Here is a 16,935-nt window from a genome sequence, read left to right on the forward strand (position 1 = left end):
CACGGATGGCTTTGCGCATCAGTCGCCCCAAGGGACCTGTGGGCAGGGACCACAATGTATGAAGCTATGTTACTGCAAACAAAGCGGAAATACGAGGAATGGCGATGCTCGTGATGGCAGGCGCGGTCTTGAAACTGGACACATGATCCGTGACGGCATTTGGTAAACTCGTCCGCACCACGGCGTTCCGGCTTACGCTGGTCTATCTGCTGCTGTTCGCGATGTTCGCGGCCTCGCTGCTGGCCTATTTCGCCTGGAATACGCGGCGGCTGATCACCGAGGAGATCACGCAGACCGTCAATGCCGAGACGTCGGAGATCAGCGAGATCTATGGCCGCCGCGGCCTGCGCGGCCTCGTGCTCGCGATCGAGTACCGGGCGCTGCGGCCGGGCGCCAACCTCTATCTCGTGACCACGCCGACCGGGCAGGCGATCGCCGGCAATGTCGGCTCGCTGGCGCCCGGCGTGATGGCGACGCGCGGCTGGTCGGAGACCGGCTACCGGCGCCTCGAGGACGCCGACGACCGCGACCATCGCGCGCTGGTGCGCGTCACCGAACTCGAGAACGGCTTTCGCCTCCTGATCGGCCGCGACCTCGCCGAGCGGCGGCGGCTGTTCGGTATCGTCGCCAAGGCCGCGCAATGGTCGATCCTGATCGTCGTCGTGCTCGGCCTCGGCGGCGGCGTCTTCGTCGCGCGCCGGGTGCTCCGGCGCATCGACGCCATGACCGGGACCGCGCAGCGCATCATGTCCGGCGATCTCAGCGAGCGCCTGCCGGTCGGGCGCAGCGGCGACGAGCTCGATCGCCTCGCCGAGAACCTCAACGCCATGCTGGAACGGATCGAGGCGCTGATGGCGGGGCTGAAGGAGGTCTCCGACAACATCGCCCATGATCTCAAGACGCCGCTGACGCGCCTGCGCAACCGCGCCGAGGAAGCGCTGGCGCGTTCGGAGGGCGAGGCCGACTACCGGGCGGCGCTGGAGCGCACCATCGAGGAATCCGACGGCCTGATCCGCACCTTCAACGCGCTGCTGATGATCGCGCGCGCCGAGTCCGGGCAGGCGCGCGGCAACATGGATGATTTCGACGCGGCCGACGTTGCCAATGGCATCCACGAGCTCTACGAGCCGCTCGCCGAGGACGACGGCATGACCTTGAAGGTCAAGGCCGAGCCGACGCCAATTCACGCCAACCGCGAATTGGTCAGCCAGGCGCTGGCCAATCTGGTCGAGAACGCGATCAAATACGGCAAGCCGGTCGCGCAGACGGGCGGAACCGTGGTCAGCATGGAAGCCCGGCCGATCCTGATCGAGGCGAGGCGAGAGGGCGATCAGGTGCTGCTCAGCGTCACCGATCGCGGTCCCGGCATTCCCGAGGCCGACCGCAAGCATGCCGTCGAGCGATTCGTGCGGCTGGAAGCGAGCCGCACGCTGCCGGGCTCGGGGCTCGGCCTCAGCCTCGCTTCCGCGGTGGCGACATTGCATGGTGGTGAGTTGAGGCTGGGCGACGCCCAGCCGGGCCTCGTCGCCACGCTGGTGCTGCCCGCGCGGGCTGATGCCGGCGACAGGGTTGCTCCGCCAATGCCGGATGTGCCACAGAAGGTGGCATGAACCACTCCGCGCCGGGAAACGCGGACAAGCATGGCGAGAGGCTGGCCGCGCGCTTCGCGGAAGCTCCCCATATTGCCGCTTCCACAACCGACGAACGACGTCTTGAAAGCTGGCTGGGCGAGCTCGAGCCGGCCCAATCGGCTCGTCTCGAAGCGCTGCTGGCGCATCCCTTCGCGAAGGACATCCTGGCCGGGATTGCGGAATTCTCGCCCTATCTGTTCGATCTGGTGCGCGCCGACGCGGTCCGCCTGATCCGGCTGCTCGAATGCGATCCGGATGCGCATCTGGCGGAACTCATCGCGGACGCCAGGGCCGCGGTGCTCGCGGCGGCGGACGAGGCCGAGGTGATGCGGCTGCTTCGCCGCATGAAAGCGGAGACCGCGCTGCTGACCGCCTTGTGCGATATCGGCGGGGTGTGGCCGGTGATGCGGGTGACGGCGGCGCTGACCGATGTCGCGGTGTCCTCGGTGCAGGCGGCGCTGCAATACCTGCTGCGGCAGGAAGCCGCACGCGGCAAGCTCTCGCCGCCCAATCCCGAGGCGCCCGAAGAGGGCTGCGGGCTGATCGTGCTCGCCATGGGCAAGATGGGCGCGGGCGAGCTGAACTATTCCAGCGACATCGATCTCATCGTGTTCTTCGATCCCGATGCGACCACGATCGCACCCGACATCGAGCCGCAGCCGTTCTTCGTCCGGGTGACGCAGGGCATGGCGCGCATCCTGCAGCAGCGCACCTATGACGGCTATGTGTTTCGCGTCGACCTGCGTCTGCGACCTGATCCGTCCTCGACACAGGTGGCGATCTCGCGCGACGCCGCGCTGAACTACTACGAGCGCGAAGGGCGCACCTGGGAGCGCGCCGCCATGATCAAGGCGCGTGCATGCGCCGGCGATGCCCGGGCGGGCGAGGCGCTATTGGCCGAGATCGCGCCGTTCGTCTGGCGCAAGCATCTCGACTTCGCCGCGCTCGCCGACGTCCACGACATGAAGCGGCAGATGCAGACCTATCGCGGCCAGAGCGAGGTCGCGGTGGAGGGACACAACGTCAAGGTCGGCCGCGGCGGCATCCGCGAGATCGAGTTTTTTGCCCAGACCCAGCAATTGATCGCCGGCGGCCGCCATCCGGAATTGCGGGTGCGGCCGACGCTGAGGGCGCTCGACATTCTCGCCTCCAGCAACTGGATCACCCCGGCCGCGCGCGACGAGCTGACCATTGCCTACGAATTCCTGCGCCGGGTCGAGCATCGCCTCCAGATGATCGCCGACGAGCAGACCCATGCGCTGCCCGAAGACAAGGAGGCGGTCGAGCGCTTTGCGCGCTTCTTCGGCTATCCGGATCGCGAGGCCTTCGCGGGTGACCTGCTGCGACAGCTCAAGATCGTGCAGGGGCACTACGAGAAGCTGTTCGAGGGCGACGATCCGACCGGCACGGCCAGGCTGCCGGCGCTCGACTACAGCGCCGGTCCCGACGATCCGCGCCTGCTCCAGCACTTGGCGACGCTCGGCTTCAAGAAGCCTGCCGCATTGGCGCAGACCGTGCGCGACTGGGTCACCGGCGACTATCGCGTGTTCCGCAACGAGGCGACGCGGAATGCCTTCGTCGAATTCGTGCCGGCCCTGATCGACGGACTTGCCCATGCCGAGGAGCCGGATCGCGCCGTCGTCGCCTTCGATCAATTCCTGGGGGCCTTGCAGCGCGGTGGCCGGCTGTTCACGCTGCTCGGCCAGAATCGCGACCTCGTCGCGCTGGTGGCGCTGGTGCTGGGCGCGGCGCCCCGGTTAGGGGAGATGCTGGCACGGCAGCCGCAACTGATGGACGGCCTGATCGATCCGCGCTTTTTCGGCGCCATGCCGGACCGGCAGGAATTGTCGGGACGGTTGGCCGCGACCGTGCAGGACGCCGGCTCCTACGAGGAGTTTCTCGATCGCCTGCGCCTGTTCGGGCAGGAGAGCCTGTTCCTGATCGGCACGCGAATTCTTTCCGGCACCGTCTCGGCGCAGCAGGCCAGCACGGCCTTTGCCGACGTCGCCGAAGGCATCGTCCACACCGTGCACGGCCTCGTCGCCGACCGCTTCGCCGCCCAGCACGGCCGGATCAAGGGGCAGGAGACCGCGATCATCGCGATGGGACGGCTCGGCAGCCGCGAGATGACGGCCTCGTCCGATCTCGACCTGATCCTGCTCTACGATTTCGACAGCGAGCATCCCGACTCCGATGGGCCGAAATCGCTTCAGGGTGCGCATTATTTTGCGCGGCTGACCCAGCGCCTGATCAGCGCGTTCACGACGCGCACCAATTACGGCGTGCTGTACGAGATCGACATGCGGCTGCGTCCCTCGGGGCGCGCCGGCCCTGTGGCCTCGAGCCTCGTCTCGTTCGCGGATTACCAGGCCAACGAGGCCTGGACCTGGGAGCACATGGCCCTGACGCGCGCCCGCGTCGTGTCGGCTTCGCCCGAATTCCGCCAACGCATCGAGCGCGTCATCCGCGACGTCCTGACCCGTCATCGCGATCCCGCCATCACCACCAACGACGTCGCCGACATGCGGCGCGCCATCGCCCAGGAGAAGGGCGAGGCCGATTGCTGGGATCTCAAGCATGCCGCCGGCGGCATGGTCGACATCGACTTCATCGCGCAATATCTCCAGCTCGTGCATGCGCACGACAAGCCGGAGATCCTGGACGTCAGCACCCTGCAGGTGCTGGAGAACGCATGCCGGCTCGGCGTCCTTCCGCAATCGGAGACCGAGATCCTGCGTGCAGCCGCGCGGCTCTACCACGACCTGACTCAGATCCTGCGGCTGTGCGTCAGCGACCGCTTCAAGCCCGAAACCGCCGGCAACGATCTGCAGCGCGTGATGGCGCGCGCCGGCGATGCGCCGGATTTCTCGTCGCTGGAGGCGCGCGTGAAGGAGACTCAGGGCGAGGTGCGGCGCGTGTTCAGGGCGCTGCTGGAAGGGACGCAGCCTGCAACGAGATGAGCGCCTCGCGGACATCGGGCTCCAGGCCCGCGCCGCCGGCGTCGAGATGGGCGAAGATCGCGCGCTTCATCCTGGGGTCCCAGAACTTGTTGATGTGCTCGGCAATCCCCGGCACGGCCTTGCCGTGGCCCTGGCTGCGGAAGAACGTGCCGATCTGGTTGGCCATGTAGATCAGGCGGTCAGGCGACATCGGCAACCTCCCTGGCATGGCGCGCGGCGATCCGGCTGCCGTGCGTGAATATCTCGAACCCGTCCTGCCGGGCGATCGCGACCAGCGTGACGCCGGCGGCTTCCGCCGAGCGCACCGCGAGCGCAGTCGGTGCCGAGACCGCGACCATCACCGGCGCGCCGATCGCGGCGGCCTTCTGCACCATCTCGACCGAGACCCGGCTCGTCAGCAGCACCAGGCCGCCGCGAGGATCGGCGCGGCTGCGCGCCAGTGCGCCGGCGAGCTTGTCCAGCGCGTTGTGGCGGCCGACGTCCTCGCGCAGCGCGACGATGCTGCCGGCAGGGGACCAGAACGCGGCGGCGTGAACGGCGCGGGTCTGCAGGTTGATCGATTGCAAGGGCGCGATGGCCTGCATCGCCGCCATGATCTGTTCCGGCGTGAAGCTCTGCCCTTGCGGCACCACCGCCGCGGGCCGCACGGCTTCGGCGATGGACTCGATGCCGCAGATGCCGCAGCCGGTGGGCCCGGCGACATGGCGACGGCGCTCGCTGATGCGTGCGGCCTCATCCGGTGCTAGCCACATCCTGAGCTCGATGCCGTCGTCAAGGCGAACGATGTCGAGCGACTTGATGTCGTCGACCGACTTGATGATGCCCTCGCTCACACTGAAGCCGACCGCAAAATCTTCCAGGTTCTGCGGCGTCCCCATCATGACGGCGTAGGTGCCGCCATTATAGGTCAGCGCCAACGGCGTCTCCTCCGGAATGAAACGCGTTCCTTCGGACGCCACGCCGTTGCGCCAGATTCCGCGATCGATCGCCTGAACCGCGACGTGCATGAGAATCACTCCGCCGCTTCGGCCGGCACGATGCGGCGGGATTGCCGCGCCTGCGCGTCATAGGCCTTCTGCCAGTCGGACGGGCCGTTCGAGGGCGACACCTGCACCGCCGTGACCTTGTATTCGGGACAATTGGTCGCCCAGTCCGAATAATCCGTCGTGATGACGTTGGCCTGCGTGTCCGGATGGTGGAAGGTGGTGTAGACGACGCCGGGCGCCACGCGATCGGTGATCTCCGCGCGCAACGTGGTCTCGCCGGCGCGGCTCTTCAGCCGCACCCAGTCGCCGTCACGCACGCCGCGCTGCTCGGCATCGTGCGGGTGGATCTCGAGGCGATCCTCGGCATGCCAGACCACGTTGTCGGTGCGCCGCGTCTGCGCGCCGACATTGTACTGGCTGAGGATGCGGCCCGTGGTGAGCAGCAGGGGATAGCGCGGGCCGGTGCGCTCGTCGGTCGCGACATATTCGGTCACGACGAACTTGCCCTTGCCGCGGACGAAGCCGTCGATATGCATCACCGGCGTGCCTTCGGGGGCCTTCTCGTTGCAGGGCCACTGCACCGAGCCGAGCTTGTCCAGCTTGGCGTAGGAGACGCCGGCGAAGGTCGGCGTCAGCGCCGCGATCTCGTCCATGATCTCGGACGGGTGGCTGTACTTCATCTCGAAGCCCATCGCCTTGGCGAGGCCGATCGTGACCTCCCAGTCGGCCATGCCGTTCTTCGGCGTCATCACCTTGCGCACGCGCTGGATGCGGCGCTCGGCGTTGGTGAAGGTGCCGTCTTTCTCAAGGAAGCTCGAGCCGGGCAGGAAGACGTGGGCGTAGTTCGCAGTCTCGTTGAGGAAGAGGTCGTGAACGATGACGCATTCCATCGCCGACAGCGCCGCCACCACGTGGCTGGTGTTGGGATCGGACTGCAGGATGTCCTCGCCCTGCACGTAGATCCCCATGAAGGTGCCCTCGACCGCGGCGTCGAACATGTTGGGAATGCGCAGGCCCGGCTCGGGATTGAGCTTGACGTTCCACAGCGCCTCGAACTGGTCGCGCACGGCATCGCCGGAGATGTGGCGGTAGCCGGGCAACTCGTGCGGGAACGAGCCCATGTCGCAGGAGCCCTGCACGTTGTTCTGGCCGCGCAACGGATTCACGCCGACACCGGGACGGCCGATATTGCCGGTCGCCATCGCGAGGTTGGCGATCGCGATCACGGTGGTCGAGCCCTGGCTGTGCTCGGTGACGCCGAGCCCGTAATAGATCGCGCCGTTGCCGCCGGTGGCGTAGGTGCGGGCGGCCTCGCGCAGGTCCTTCGGATCGACGCCGGTGAGGATGGCGGTGGCTTCCGGGCTGTTCTTGGGCTGGGCGACGAAGGCCGCCCATTCCTCGAACTCGCTCCAGTCGCAACGTTCGCGCACGAAGGCTTCGTTGACGAGGCCTTCGGTGACGATGACATGCGCTAGCGCGGTCATGACCGCGACGTTGGTGCCGGGCATCAGGGGCAAATGCAGCGCCTTCACGTGCGGTGATTCCACCATCTCGGTGCGGCGCGGATCGATCACGATCAGCTTGGCGCCCTGGCGCAGCCGTTTCTTCAGCCGCGAGGCGAACACGGGATGGGCGGAAGCGGGGTTGGCGCCGATGACGACGACGACGTCGGTGTGCTCGACGGAGTCGAAGTCCTGCGTGCCTGCGGAAGTACCGAAGGTGGTGGCAAGGCCGTAGCCGGTCGGGGAGTGGCAGACGCGGGCGCAGGTGTCGACATTGTTGTTGCCGAAGCCGGCACGGATCAGCTTCTGCACCAGATAGGTCTCTTCGTTGGTGCAGCGGGACGAGGTGATGCCGCCGATGGCGTCGCGGCCGTATTTCTTCTGGATGCCGCGCATCCTGGCGGCGGCGAACGAGAATGCCTCGTCCCAGGAGACTTCGCGCCAGGGATCCTCGATCCGCTCGCGGATCATCGGTTTCAGGATGCGTTCCCTATGGTTGGTGTAGCCCCAGGCGAAGCGGCCCTTGACGCAGGAATGGCCGCGATTGGCCTTGCCGTCCTTGTACGGCACCATGCGCACGACTTCCTCGCCGCGCATCTCCGCCTTGAAGGCGCAGCCGACGCCGCAATAGGCGCAGGTGGTGACGACCGAGTGCTCGGGCTGGCCGATCTCGATCACGGACTTCTCGGTCAGCGTCGCGGTCGGGCAGGCCTGCACACAGGCGCCGCAGGAGACGCATTCCGAGCCGAGGAAGCTTTCGCTCATGCCGGGGGAGACGCGGCTGTCGAAGCCGCGGCCGGAGATGGTCAGCGCGAAGGTGCCTTGCACCTCCTCGCAGGCGCGGACGCAGCGCGAGCAGACGATGCACTTGGAGGGATCGTAGGTGAAGTACGGGTTGGACTCGTCCTTTGGCATCCAATGGTCGTTGTCGCAGCCGTGGGATCTGGCGAAAACGTGGTTCTCACCCTCATAGCCGTAGCGCACGTCGCGCAGTCCCACGGCGCCGGCCATGTCCTGCAATTCGCAATCGCCGTTGGCGCCGCAGGTCAGGCAGTCGAGCGGATGGTCGGAGATGTAGAGCTCCATCACGCCCTTGCGCAGCTGCTTCAGCCGCTCGGTCTGGGTGTGCACGACGAGGCCGTTCATGACAGGCGTGGTGCAGGAGGCCGGCGTACCGGCGCGGCCTTCGATCTCGACCAGGCAGAGCCGGCAGGAGCCGTAGGCGTCGACCATGTCGGTCGCGCAGAGCTTCGGGATCTGGTGGCCGGCATCCATCGCGGCGCGCATGATCGATGTGCCCTCGGGCACGGTGACCTCGTTGCCGTCGATGGTCAGCGTCACCATCGTTTCCGATTTGGAAGCCGGCGTGCCGTAGTCGATTTCTTCGATCAAAGACATCGTCGTTCTCCTATTCCGCCGCCTGAAGCGTGGCCGGGGAGGGGACGAAATCCTCCCGGAAATGCTTCAAGGCACTGAGCACGGGGTAGGGCGTGAAGCCGCCGAGTGCGCAGAGCGAGCCGAATTTCATGGTGTTGCAGAGGTCTTCCACGAGCGCGAGGTTTTCGCTGACGCGCTCGCCGTTGATGATCTTCTCGATGGTCTCGACACCGCGGGTTGAGCCGATCCGGCACGGCGTGCACTTGCCGCAGGATTCGATGGCGCAGAATTCCATGGCGAAGCGCGCCTGCCGGCGCATGTCGACGCTGTCGTCGAACACGACGATGCCGCCATGGCCGATCAGGCCGTCGCGCGCGGCAAAGGCCTCGTAGTCGAACGGCGTGTCGAACAGCGCACGGGGGAAATAAGCGCCGAGCGGACCGCCGACCTGAACGGCACGGACCGGGCGGCCGGTGAGGGTGCCGCCGCCGATGTCGTCGACGAGATCGCCCAGCGTCACGCCGAACGCGGTCTCGAACAAGCCGCCGTGGCGGATGTTGCCGGCGAGCTGGATCGGCATCGTGCCACGCGAACGGCCCATGCCGAAATCCGCATAGGCTTTGGCGCCTTCGGCGAGCACGAAGGGGATAGCCGCGAACGACAGCACGTTGTTGATGACGGTCGGCTTGCCGAACAGGCCGTGATGCGCGGGCAGCGGCGGCTTGGCACGCACGATACCGCGGCGGCCTTCGAGGCTCTCCAGCAGCGAGGTCTCCTCGCCGCAGACGTAAGCGCCGGCACCGACGCGCACTTCGAGATCGAAGGCTTGCTTCGAGCCGCCGATATTCGTGCCGAGATAACCGCCGCGCCTGGCGGCGACGATGGCAGCATTCATCGCCTCGACCGCGTGCGGATATTCGCTGCGAATATAGATGTAGCCCTTGGTCGCGCCGACGGTAATGCCGGCGATGGTCATGCCCTCGATCACCAGGAACGGATCGCCCTCCATGATCATGCGGTCGGCGAAGGTGCCGCTATCGCCCTCGTCGGCGTTGCAGACGATGAACTTGCGGTCGGCCTTGGCCTGCGCGACGGTCTTCCACTTGATGCCGGTCGGGAAGCCCGCGCCGCCGCGGCCGCGCAGGCCCGACGCCGTGACTTCGTTGAGGATGGCATCGGGTCCGAGCGAGAGCGCGCGCTCAAACCCCCTGTAGCCGCCATGAGCGCGGTAGTCGTCGAGCGAGCGCGGATCGATCACGCCGCAGCGGGCGAAGGTGAGGCGGGTCTGGCGCTTCAGCCAGGGAATCTCGTCGGTTGCCCCCAGCCGCAACAGATGCGGCGTGTTGCTCGCGAGCGCATCGAGCAGGGAGGGCACATCGGCTTCCGTCACGGGACCGAAGGCGATCCGGCCCTGCGGCGTCGCCACCTCGACCAGCGGCTCCAGCCAGTACATCCCGCGCGAGCCGGTCCTGACGATCTCGATCGCCACGCCGCGCTCGGCTGCCGCCTGCTCCAGCGCCAGGGCAACCTCGTCGGCGCCGACGGCGATCGCGCCGGCGTCGCGTGAGACGAACAAACGCACGCTCATCGCTGCGCCTCCGCAACCAGCGCATCGAGCCGCTTCTGATCGAGCCGGCCGATCAGGCGGCCGTCGAGCATCGCGGACGGTGCGGTCGCGCACAGGCCAAGGCAGTAGATCGGCTCCAGCGTGACGCGATCGTCGGGCGTGGTGCCGCCGAGCGATACGCCGAGCTTCGCCTCGGCGCGCGCCGCCAGCGCATCGCCGCCGGCGGCCTGGCAGGCCTCCGCGCGGCACAGTTTCAGCACATGGCGGCCGGCCGGCTTGTGGCGGAAATCATGATAGAACGTGAAAACACCATGCACCTCGGCACGCGACAGGTTGAGCGCCTGCGCCACCATGGGGATGGCGGCCTGCGGCACATAGCCGAACGCCTCCTGCAGCGCATGCAGGATGACCAGCGTCGCGCCCTCCTGGTTGGCATGTTCGGCGATGATTTCGCCGCCGCGCATCTTGTTCCAAGGCTCAAAAACCGCTGTCATTCTTCGTTCTCAACCTGAGGTTTCCTTCGGGGCAAACTAGTTGGAATCATTCGAAGATCAATAAAGCTGTCCCATGCTGCGATTGCGGATTCGGATCGATTTGCAAACGCTATCGCTCGATCCGAAGCAGCAATTAAAGCCGTTCCGCCGGCCGGTTTTTGTGTGTTGGGAGGGAGCAGGCGTGCTAGCTTGCATGCCAAGACTGAATTCGAGGGGACGACCGTTTGATCGACAAGCTTGAACTGTTGCTGGCGCTGGCGAAGGAGCGGCATTTCGGACGCGCGGCGGAGGTCTGCGGCGTCACGCAACCGACGATGTCGACCGGGCTCAAGCAGCTCGAGGAGATCCTCGGCGTGATGCTGGTGCAGCGCGGGTCGCGCTTCCAGGGTTTTACGCCCGAAGGCGAGCGGGCGCTCGACTGGGCGCGGCGGATCGTGGGCGATGCCCGCGCGATGCGCGACGAGATCAACGGGCTGAAGCACCAGCTCTCCGGCGAGATCCGCATCGCGGCGATCCCGACCGTGCTCGGCATGGTGGCGTCGCTGACGACGCCGTTCCGCGCCCGGCATCCCGAGGTGCGCTTCAGCATCCGCTCGACGACCTCGTCGGAGGTGCTAGGACTGCTCGAAAATCTCGAGGTCGATGCGGGGCTGACCTATATCGAGAACGAGCCGATCGGCAAGGTGCGGACCATTCCGCTCTACAACGAGAGCTATCGGCTCCTGACCGCGCCGGACGCGATGTTCGGTGACCGCGAGACGGTGACCTGGACCGAGGTCGGGCAGGTGCCGCTATGCCTCTTGACGCCAGACATGCAGAACCGCCGCATCATCGACCGCGCGCTGCGCTCGGTCGGTGCGGAGGCGACGCCGACACTGACCTCGAACTCGCTGCTGGTCCTGTTCACGCATGTCAAGACGGGACGCTGGGCGAGCGTGATGCCGGCCAAGCTTGCCGAGACGCTCGGTCTTTCCGACACGGTGCGCTCGATCCCGATCGTCGAGCCCGACGTCAATTACAGCATCGGCATGGTGATCCCGCAGCGCGACCCGATGACGCCGCTGATCGCGGCGCTGGTCAATGTCGCGCGCGAAGTCGCGCCGACGCTGCAATTGTAGATTCGAGCAAGCGCCTCGTCCTTCGAGACGCCCGCTTGGCGGGCTCCTCAGGATGAGGCTCCGTTGCATCGGTGTTCGCTGAAGCTGCTGCCGCGTACGCAGACCTCATCCTGAGGGCGCCGGAGGCGGGCGTCTCGAAGGATGGCCGCAGGCGAGCGTCCCGCCATGCGTTAAGCCGCGGCCGAAATCCCGGACGCCGCCTTGATCGCGTCGCGCGGCAGGGTGACGCGGACGACGGTGCCGACCTCGAGCTTGGAGCGCAGCCGCATCGAGCCGCCGTGGAGCTGTGCCAGCGAGCGGGCGATGGCGAGGCCGAGGCCCGAGCCGTGATAGGTCTTGGTGAGCTGGCTCTCGACCTGCTCGAACGGACGGCCGAGCCGTGCCAGCGAATGCGGCGCGATGCCGATGCCGGTGTCGGCGATCATCAGCACGATGCGGTCGTCGAGCTGCCGGCTGCGCACCACCACGCGGCCGCCGTCGGGCGTGAACTTGACGGCATTCGAGAGCAGGTTGACGATGATCTGCTTGGTGGCGCGGCGGTCGGCGACGACGGAGATCGATTTTGCGATGTCGGCGTCGAGCGTGATGTGCTTGTCCTGGGCCCGTCCGGTGACGACCCGCAGGGATTCCGCCAGCGTCCGCGACAGGTCGAGCTGTTCCAGGTCGAGCTTCATGCGGCCGGCCTCGATCTTGGACATGTCGAGGATGTCGTTGATGACCTCGAGCAGGTAATGGCCGCTGGTCAGGATGTCCTGGCAATATTCCTGGTACTTTTCGCTGCCGAGGTCGCCGAACATGCCGGAGCCCATGATCTCGGAGAAGCCGATGATGGCGTTGAGCGGCGTGCGCAGCTCGTGGCTCATATTGGCGAGGAATTTCGACTTGGTCTGGTTGGCCTCCTCGGCGCGGGTCTTCTCGCGCTGGTACTTCTCGGCGAGATCGGCGAGCTCGACGGCTTGGCGCTCCAGCGCCGCCTGCGAGCGCTTCAGGTCGATGACGGTGGCGCGCAGGCGCAGATCGTTGTCGACCAGCTTCTGCTCGTGTTCCTTGATGCGGGTGATGTCGGTGCCGACCGAGACGTAGCCGCCGTCCTTGGTGCGGCGCTCGCTGATGTGCAGCCAGCTGCCGTCGTCGAGCTGCGCCTCGAAGGTGCGCGCGCCCGGGCCTTGGGCCGCGGTCTCGTTGTGGCGGGTCCGCACCTCCGGCATGCGTCCGACCTCGAGCACGGTCTCATAGGAGGTGCCGGGGATGACGGCGGTCTCGGGCAGCTTGTGCAGGCGCTGGAAGTGCGAGTTGCAGAGCACGAGGCGGTCGCTCGCATCCCACAGCACGAAGGCTTCCGGAATCGTCTCGATGGCGTCGCGCAGGCGAAGGTCGGCTTCCACCGTTCTCTCGGCGAGGCTCTTCTGCTCGGTGATGTCGACGGCGATGCCGATCAGGTGCACGCTGGAATCGGTCGCGCCGCGGGTCTTCTCGCAGCGGACGCGGAGCCAGATCCAGTGGCCGTCGACGTGCTGCATGCGGAAGGTCTGGTCGATGTGGTCGATCTTCTCCGAGATGAGCTGATCGGCGATTGCGAACAGGTCGATGTCGTCGGACTTCACCAGCGCGTTGACCTCGCCGAAGGTGAGGAGCTCGTGGCGGCCGTCGAGGCCGAGCATCGAGAACATCGATTGCGACCAGAAGATCCGGCCGCGCGACAGGTCCCAGTCCCAGAGGCCGCAGCGGCCGCGGTTGAGCGCGGTGTCGATGCGGCCGCGCACGGCGTCGTTGATGAGGTCGCCCTCACGGGCGCGGGTGGACTGCCAGTGGAAGGCGAAGCCGAGGATCAGGACGACGAATCCCGTGGTCGCCGACAGCGTCACCGAGAGCGCGGCGTCCGAGCCCCAGATCGGCTCGTTGCGCTCCTGGATCACGGTGACGAAGCCAGGCAGCGACTTGATCTGCCGCGAGGTCGCCATCGCGGCATTGCCGCTCGGCAGCGTCATGTCGGAGATGTTGCCGTCGCGGGTCGGCGCCGCGAGCAATTGTGCCGTCGTGATGGCGTCGAGCAGGCGGTCGTTGCCGGAAGGATCGCTGTCGACCGGGACGCGGGCGAGGACGCGGCGGTCGATCCCGGCCGAGGTGACGATGACGTGGCGGCCCGAGGCCATGCCCCAGGACGGGATCAGGTCCGGCAGCAGCGTCGGCAGGCCGTCGATGTTCTTGAGACGCTCCTGCCGCACCGAGGTGAGGCGGTCGATGCGGTCGGCCAAGAGATCGGCAAGCGCCGAGATGTCGTGGCGGATCACCAGCCGCTTCTGACGGGTCTGGTCGACCACCTGGACGAACGCGCCGAGGCAGATCGTGATCAGGAAGGCGATGATGAGCGTCGGCACGGCGCGACGAAGCGCGGGCTCGGCGATCAAGAGCCGATGATAGGCAGGTTTCGCGATCGATTGCGCCAATCCCTTGATCGAATCGGATTGGACGCACGCGTTCGCGGCGTCTGCACGCGGCATGCCTTCGGCCCCCTGAAAACCAGCTTGCAACTGAACTCCGGAAGCAGCCCCACATCGCTTCCGAATCAAAACGATTTGAATCCAGTTTTCGCGGGCTGTCGAGAGTCAACGAATCGTTAACGCGAAATTATTCTTATCCAACACGCAGTTTGTGCGCCGCGCGTCCGCAAAGTCACGGGCGGAAGGAGTCCGAAACGAGAACGCGTGACTCTTCGCACGTTTCTCGTCACGCGCGCGGCGGTTCGGCGTGGCTGATCACGCGCTTCACGCTCGGGAATGCGTGCCGTAGTGCCCGCTCGATCGCGTCGACCTGCTCGTGGACCTTGATCACGCTCATCGACGGCGTGGCGCGGCAATGGAAGTTGACGATCTCGCCGGCATCGGTGTTGCGGACCCGGACATTGTGGATGTCGTGGATCTCGCCGCCGCCGGCAAATTCCGCCAGCGCGGCGGCGATCGTCCGCACCCTCTCCGGCGTGGCGTCGACCCCGAACGGAAGTTCCGGTTCCAATGGCTCGATATGGACGTCGACCTCGACGTCCTCGCCGAACTCCTCCTGGATATTGCGCTCCAGCGTGTTGGCGATCTCGTGGGCGGCCTCCAAGTGCATTCCGCCATCGACCTCGAGGTCGATGCTGACGATCAGCTTGGCGCCGAGATCGTGCACCGTGACATGGTGGACCGCGAGCCCCGAATTGCGCGCGATCACCATGATGCGGTCGCGCACGGTCTCGTTGTCGCGCGCGACCGGGACGGGGGTGAAGGAAAGGTCGGCATCCCCGAACGCCTGGTCGACGGCGGCATGCGCCTTGCGCTTGATCTCCTCGACCCGGTCGATCGGATAGGTTCTCGGCACCTTGGCGATGGTGTCGATGAAGGTGGTCGCCCCGACCATACGCACGCGCAAGCGTTCAACGTCGATCACCCCTGGCACGCTGCGGATCGCGGCCGTGGCCTTCTCCTGCGCGCCCTCGGGAGCGCGGTCGACCAGCGTCTGCACCGTCGAGCCGGCCATGCGCAGGCCGAGCGCTGCGATCATCACGGCGACCGCAGCAGCCGCCGCGGCGTCGCCCCACCAGAAGCCGAGGCCGGCGAGGATCAGGCCTACGATCACGGCGAACGAGCCCATCACGTCGGAGGCGAAATGCAGTGCGTCGGCGGCCAGCGCCTGGCTCCGCGTCTCGCGCGCGGCGCGGTGCAGGGCGCGGGCGCGCCAGAGATTGACGATGATGTCGATCACCAGCACGACGAAGGGCACGGCCGAAATGGTCGGCGGCGGGGTCCCCTCGCTCAGCCGGCTATAGGCCTCGACCAGGATGCCGCCGGCCAGCACGTAGAGCAGGGCGGTGACGCCCAGCGCCGAGATGCTCTCCAGCTTGCCGTGGCCGTAATGGTGCTCCTCGTCCGCGGGCTTGTCGGACACCCGCACCACCGCCCAGGTGATGATGGTCGCGACCAGGTCGATCGAGGAGTGCAAGGCCTCGGAGATCAGGGCGAGCGAGCCGATCGCGATCCCGACCGCGAACTTGGCCGCCGCCATGCCGCCGCTGGCGAAGATCGAGATCGCGGCGACCGAGGTCTTGTTGTGCTGGGAGGTCATGGCGGGGATTTAGCAGGGCGGGGGTGAACATCAAGCGGCGATCCACAGAAGTAGTCGCAAGTGAGTTGCAGGAGCGATCTAACTCGTGCACCGCGCTGTAGGGTGGGCAAAGCGAAGCGTGCCCACGTATCCTTCGCGACCGAGAGAGGTGGTGGGCACGGCGCAAATGCGCCTTTGCCCACCCTACGAGACCGAGGCTGGATCGACGGCTACGGCACCGTGACCACGATCTTCCCCAGATGCCTATTCGCCTCCATGTGCTCGAACGCCCGGTCGATATCGTTGAACGAAAACACCTTGTCGATCGGCAGCTGCAGCTTGCGCGACTCCACCGCGCCCCAGATGTCCTTGCGGACCTCCTCGAAAATCTCGCGGACCTCCTCGATGGTGCGGGTGCGGAAGGTGACGCCGACATAGTCGATCCGGCGCGCCGCATGCAGGTCGAAGTTGAAATCGGCATGGGTGCCGCCGAGCCGGCCGACATTGACGATGCGGCCCTTGACCTTGGTCGCGGCGAGGTTCTGATTGGCGACCTTGCCCGAGACCTGGTCGACGATCAGATCGACGCCTTCGCCGCCCGTCGCCTTCAGGACCTCGTCGACCCACTTCGGATCGGAGCTGTCGACTGCGAGATCGGCGCCGTACTCCTTCAGCCGGCCACGGCGGGTGGCATCGGTGGAGGAGCCGATCACGAGCTTGGCGTCCTTGAGCCTGGCGATCTGCATTGCCATCAGGCCGACGCCGGAGCTCGCACCCTGGATCAGTACGCTCTGGCCTGGCTGCACGCCGCCGACAGTGGCGACGGCGTTGTGCATGGTCGCGAGGGCCACCGGGAGCGTGGCGGCCTCCTCGAAATTCATGTTCGAGGGCGCGTGGAACAGCCGGCCGTGATCGGCCAGCGTGTATTCGGCGAAGGCGGCGCTGCCCGAGCCCATGACGCGGTCGCCGATCTTGACGCCCTTCGCATTGGGTCCGAGCTCGGCGACCTCGCCGGCCCATTCCATGCCGAGCACGGTGCCGACACCGCCAGCCGCGCCATGGGCGTGACCCCTGCGCATGCCGGTGTCGGCGCGGTTGAGCCCGCAAGCGCGGACCTTGACGAGCACCTGCGTGCCCTTGGGCTTGGGTTGAGGGACGTCGGAAATCCGAGCGCCGTCAGAGCCGTAGACATAGGCCTTCATGAATTGCTCTCGTCTCTT

At 66.7% G+C, this 16,935-nt stretch carries 11 protein-coding genes; 3 read left to right on the forward strand and 8 right to left on the reverse strand.

What is annotated here, in order from left to right:
• Positions 1 to 149 precede the first annotated feature (149 nt).
• Both WI560_RS10180 and WI560_RS10185 read left to right on the forward strand, forming a co-directional pair.
• Positions 150 to 1,610, forward strand: coding sequence for a sensor histidine kinase (locus WI560_RS10180; protein WP_375307887.1), 1,461 nt, complete (start codon positions 150 to 152; stop codon positions 1,608 to 1,610).
• Positions 1,607 to 4,591, forward strand: a complete 2,985-nt coding sequence (locus WI560_RS10185; RefSeq protein WP_375307888.1) for a bifunctional [glutamine synthetase] adenylyltransferase/[glutamine synthetase]-adenylyl-L-tyrosine phosphorylase — start codon at positions 1,607 to 1,609, stop codon at positions 4,589 to 4,591. The genes WI560_RS10180 and WI560_RS10185 overlap by 4 nt, the downstream gene beginning before the upstream one ends.
• Here the strand turns inward: WI560_RS10185 and WI560_RS10190 are convergent.
• The 5 genes from WI560_RS10190 to WI560_RS10210 are packed head-to-tail and all read right to left on the reverse strand — an operon-like array spanning position 4,551 to position 10,517.
• Entirely contained in the window at positions 4,551 to 4,781 is a 231-nt protein-coding gene (locus tag WI560_RS10190) for a formate dehydrogenase subunit delta (RefSeq protein WP_375307889.1), read from the reverse strand. The two genes, WI560_RS10185 and WI560_RS10190, sit on opposite strands and share 41 nt — an antisense overlap.
• Positions 4,771 to 5,598 carry a formate dehydrogenase accessory sulfurtransferase FdhD gene (fdhD, locus tag WI560_RS10195; protein ID WP_375307890.1) on the reverse strand — a complete coding sequence of 276 codons (828 nt, stop codon included), beginning with the start codon at positions 5,596 to 5,598 and terminating at the stop codon, positions 4,771 to 4,773. The genes WI560_RS10190 and fdhD overlap by 11 nt, the downstream gene beginning before the upstream one ends.
• Before the next feature lie 5 nt (positions 5,599 to 5,603).
• A complete protein-coding gene (gene fdhF / locus WI560_RS10200) occupies positions 5,604 to 8,477 on the reverse strand; it encodes a formate dehydrogenase subunit alpha (RefSeq protein ID WP_375307891.1) in 2,874 nt (957 codons plus the stop codon).
• Positions 8,478 to 8,487: 10 nt separating this feature from the next.
• Complete coding sequence (locus WI560_RS10205; RefSeq protein WP_375307892.1) at positions 8,488 to 10,044, reverse strand: formate dehydrogenase beta subunit; 1,557 nt, start codon at positions 10,042 to 10,044, stop codon at positions 8,488 to 8,490.
• Positions 10,041 to 10,517: a formate dehydrogenase subunit gamma gene (locus WI560_RS10210; protein ID WP_375307893.1), complete on the reverse strand. Its 477-nt coding sequence runs from the start codon at positions 10,515 to 10,517 to the stop codon at positions 10,041 to 10,043. The genes WI560_RS10205 and WI560_RS10210 overlap by 4 nt, the downstream gene beginning before the upstream one ends.
• Positions 10,518 to 10,741: 224 nt before the next feature.
• On the opposite strand from WI560_RS10210, the gene WI560_RS10215 reads away from it, so the two are divergent.
• Positions 10,742 to 11,635, forward strand: a complete 894-nt coding sequence (locus WI560_RS10215) for a LysR family transcriptional regulator (protein WP_028135446.1) — start codon at positions 10,742 to 10,744, stop codon at positions 11,633 to 11,635.
• Between the two features lie 170 nt (positions 11,636 to 11,805).
• On the opposite strand, the gene WI560_RS10220 is transcribed toward WI560_RS10215, so the two are convergent.
• From WI560_RS10220 to WI560_RS10230, 3 genes are all read right to left on the reverse strand, one after another.
• Positions 11,806 to 14,136 carry a PAS domain-containing sensor histidine kinase gene (locus WI560_RS10220; protein ID WP_375307894.1) on the reverse strand — a complete coding sequence of 777 codons (2,331 nt, stop codon included), beginning with the start codon at positions 14,134 to 14,136 and terminating at the stop codon, positions 11,806 to 11,808.
• Between the two features lie 226 nt (positions 14,137 to 14,362).
• Complete coding sequence (locus WI560_RS10225; protein ID WP_375307895.1) at positions 14,363 to 15,736, reverse strand: cation-efflux pump; 1,374 nt, start codon at positions 15,734 to 15,736, stop codon at positions 14,363 to 14,365.
• A gap of 209 nt (positions 15,737 to 15,945) precedes the next feature.
• Positions 15,946 to 16,917, reverse strand: a complete 972-nt coding sequence (locus tag WI560_RS10230) for a zinc-binding dehydrogenase (RefSeq protein WP_375307896.1) — start codon at positions 16,915 to 16,917, stop codon at positions 15,946 to 15,948.
• Positions 16,918 to 16,935 lie beyond the last annotated feature (18 nt).

Source organism: Bradyrhizobium sp. A11 (assembly GCF_042077125.1).
Lineage (GTDB): Bacteria > Pseudomonadota > Alphaproteobacteria > Rhizobiales > Xanthobacteraceae > Bradyrhizobium > Bradyrhizobium japonicum_B.

Excerpts from the sequence above, each read along its gene's own strand:
- WI560_RS10185 (WP_375307888.1), top strand. The coding sequence starts at position 1,607 with ATGAACCACTCCGCGCCGGGAAACGCGGACAAGCATGGCGAGAGGCTG.
- WI560_RS10190 (WP_375307889.1), bottom strand. The coding sequence starts at position 4,781 with ATGTCGCCTGACCGCCTGATCTACATGGCCAACCAGATCGGCACGTTC.
- fdhD (WP_375307890.1), bottom strand. The coding sequence starts at position 5,598 with ATGCACGTCGCGGTTCAGGCGATCGATCGCGGAATCTGGCGCAACGGC.
- fdhF (WP_375307891.1), bottom strand. The coding sequence starts at position 8,477 with ATGTCTTTGATCGAAGAAATCGACTACGGCACGCCGGCTTCCAAATCG.
- WI560_RS10205 (WP_375307892.1), bottom strand. The coding sequence starts at position 10,044 with ATGAGCGTGCGTTTGTTCGTCTCACGCGACGCCGGCGCGATCGCCGTC.
- WI560_RS10210 (WP_375307893.1), bottom strand. The coding sequence starts at position 10,517 with ATGACAGCGGTTTTTGAGCCTTGGAACAAGATGCGCGGCGGCGAAATC.
- WI560_RS10220 (WP_375307894.1), bottom strand. The coding sequence starts at position 14,136 with ATGCCGCGTGCAGACGCCGCGAACGCGTGCGTCCAATCCGATTCGATC.
- WI560_RS10225 (WP_375307895.1), bottom strand. The coding sequence starts at position 15,736 with ATGACCTCCCAGCACAACAAGACCTCGGTCGCCGCGATCTCGATCTTC.
- WI560_RS10230 (WP_375307896.1), bottom strand. The coding sequence starts at position 16,917 with ATGAAGGCCTATGTCTACGGCTCTGACGGCGCTCGGATTTCCGACGTC.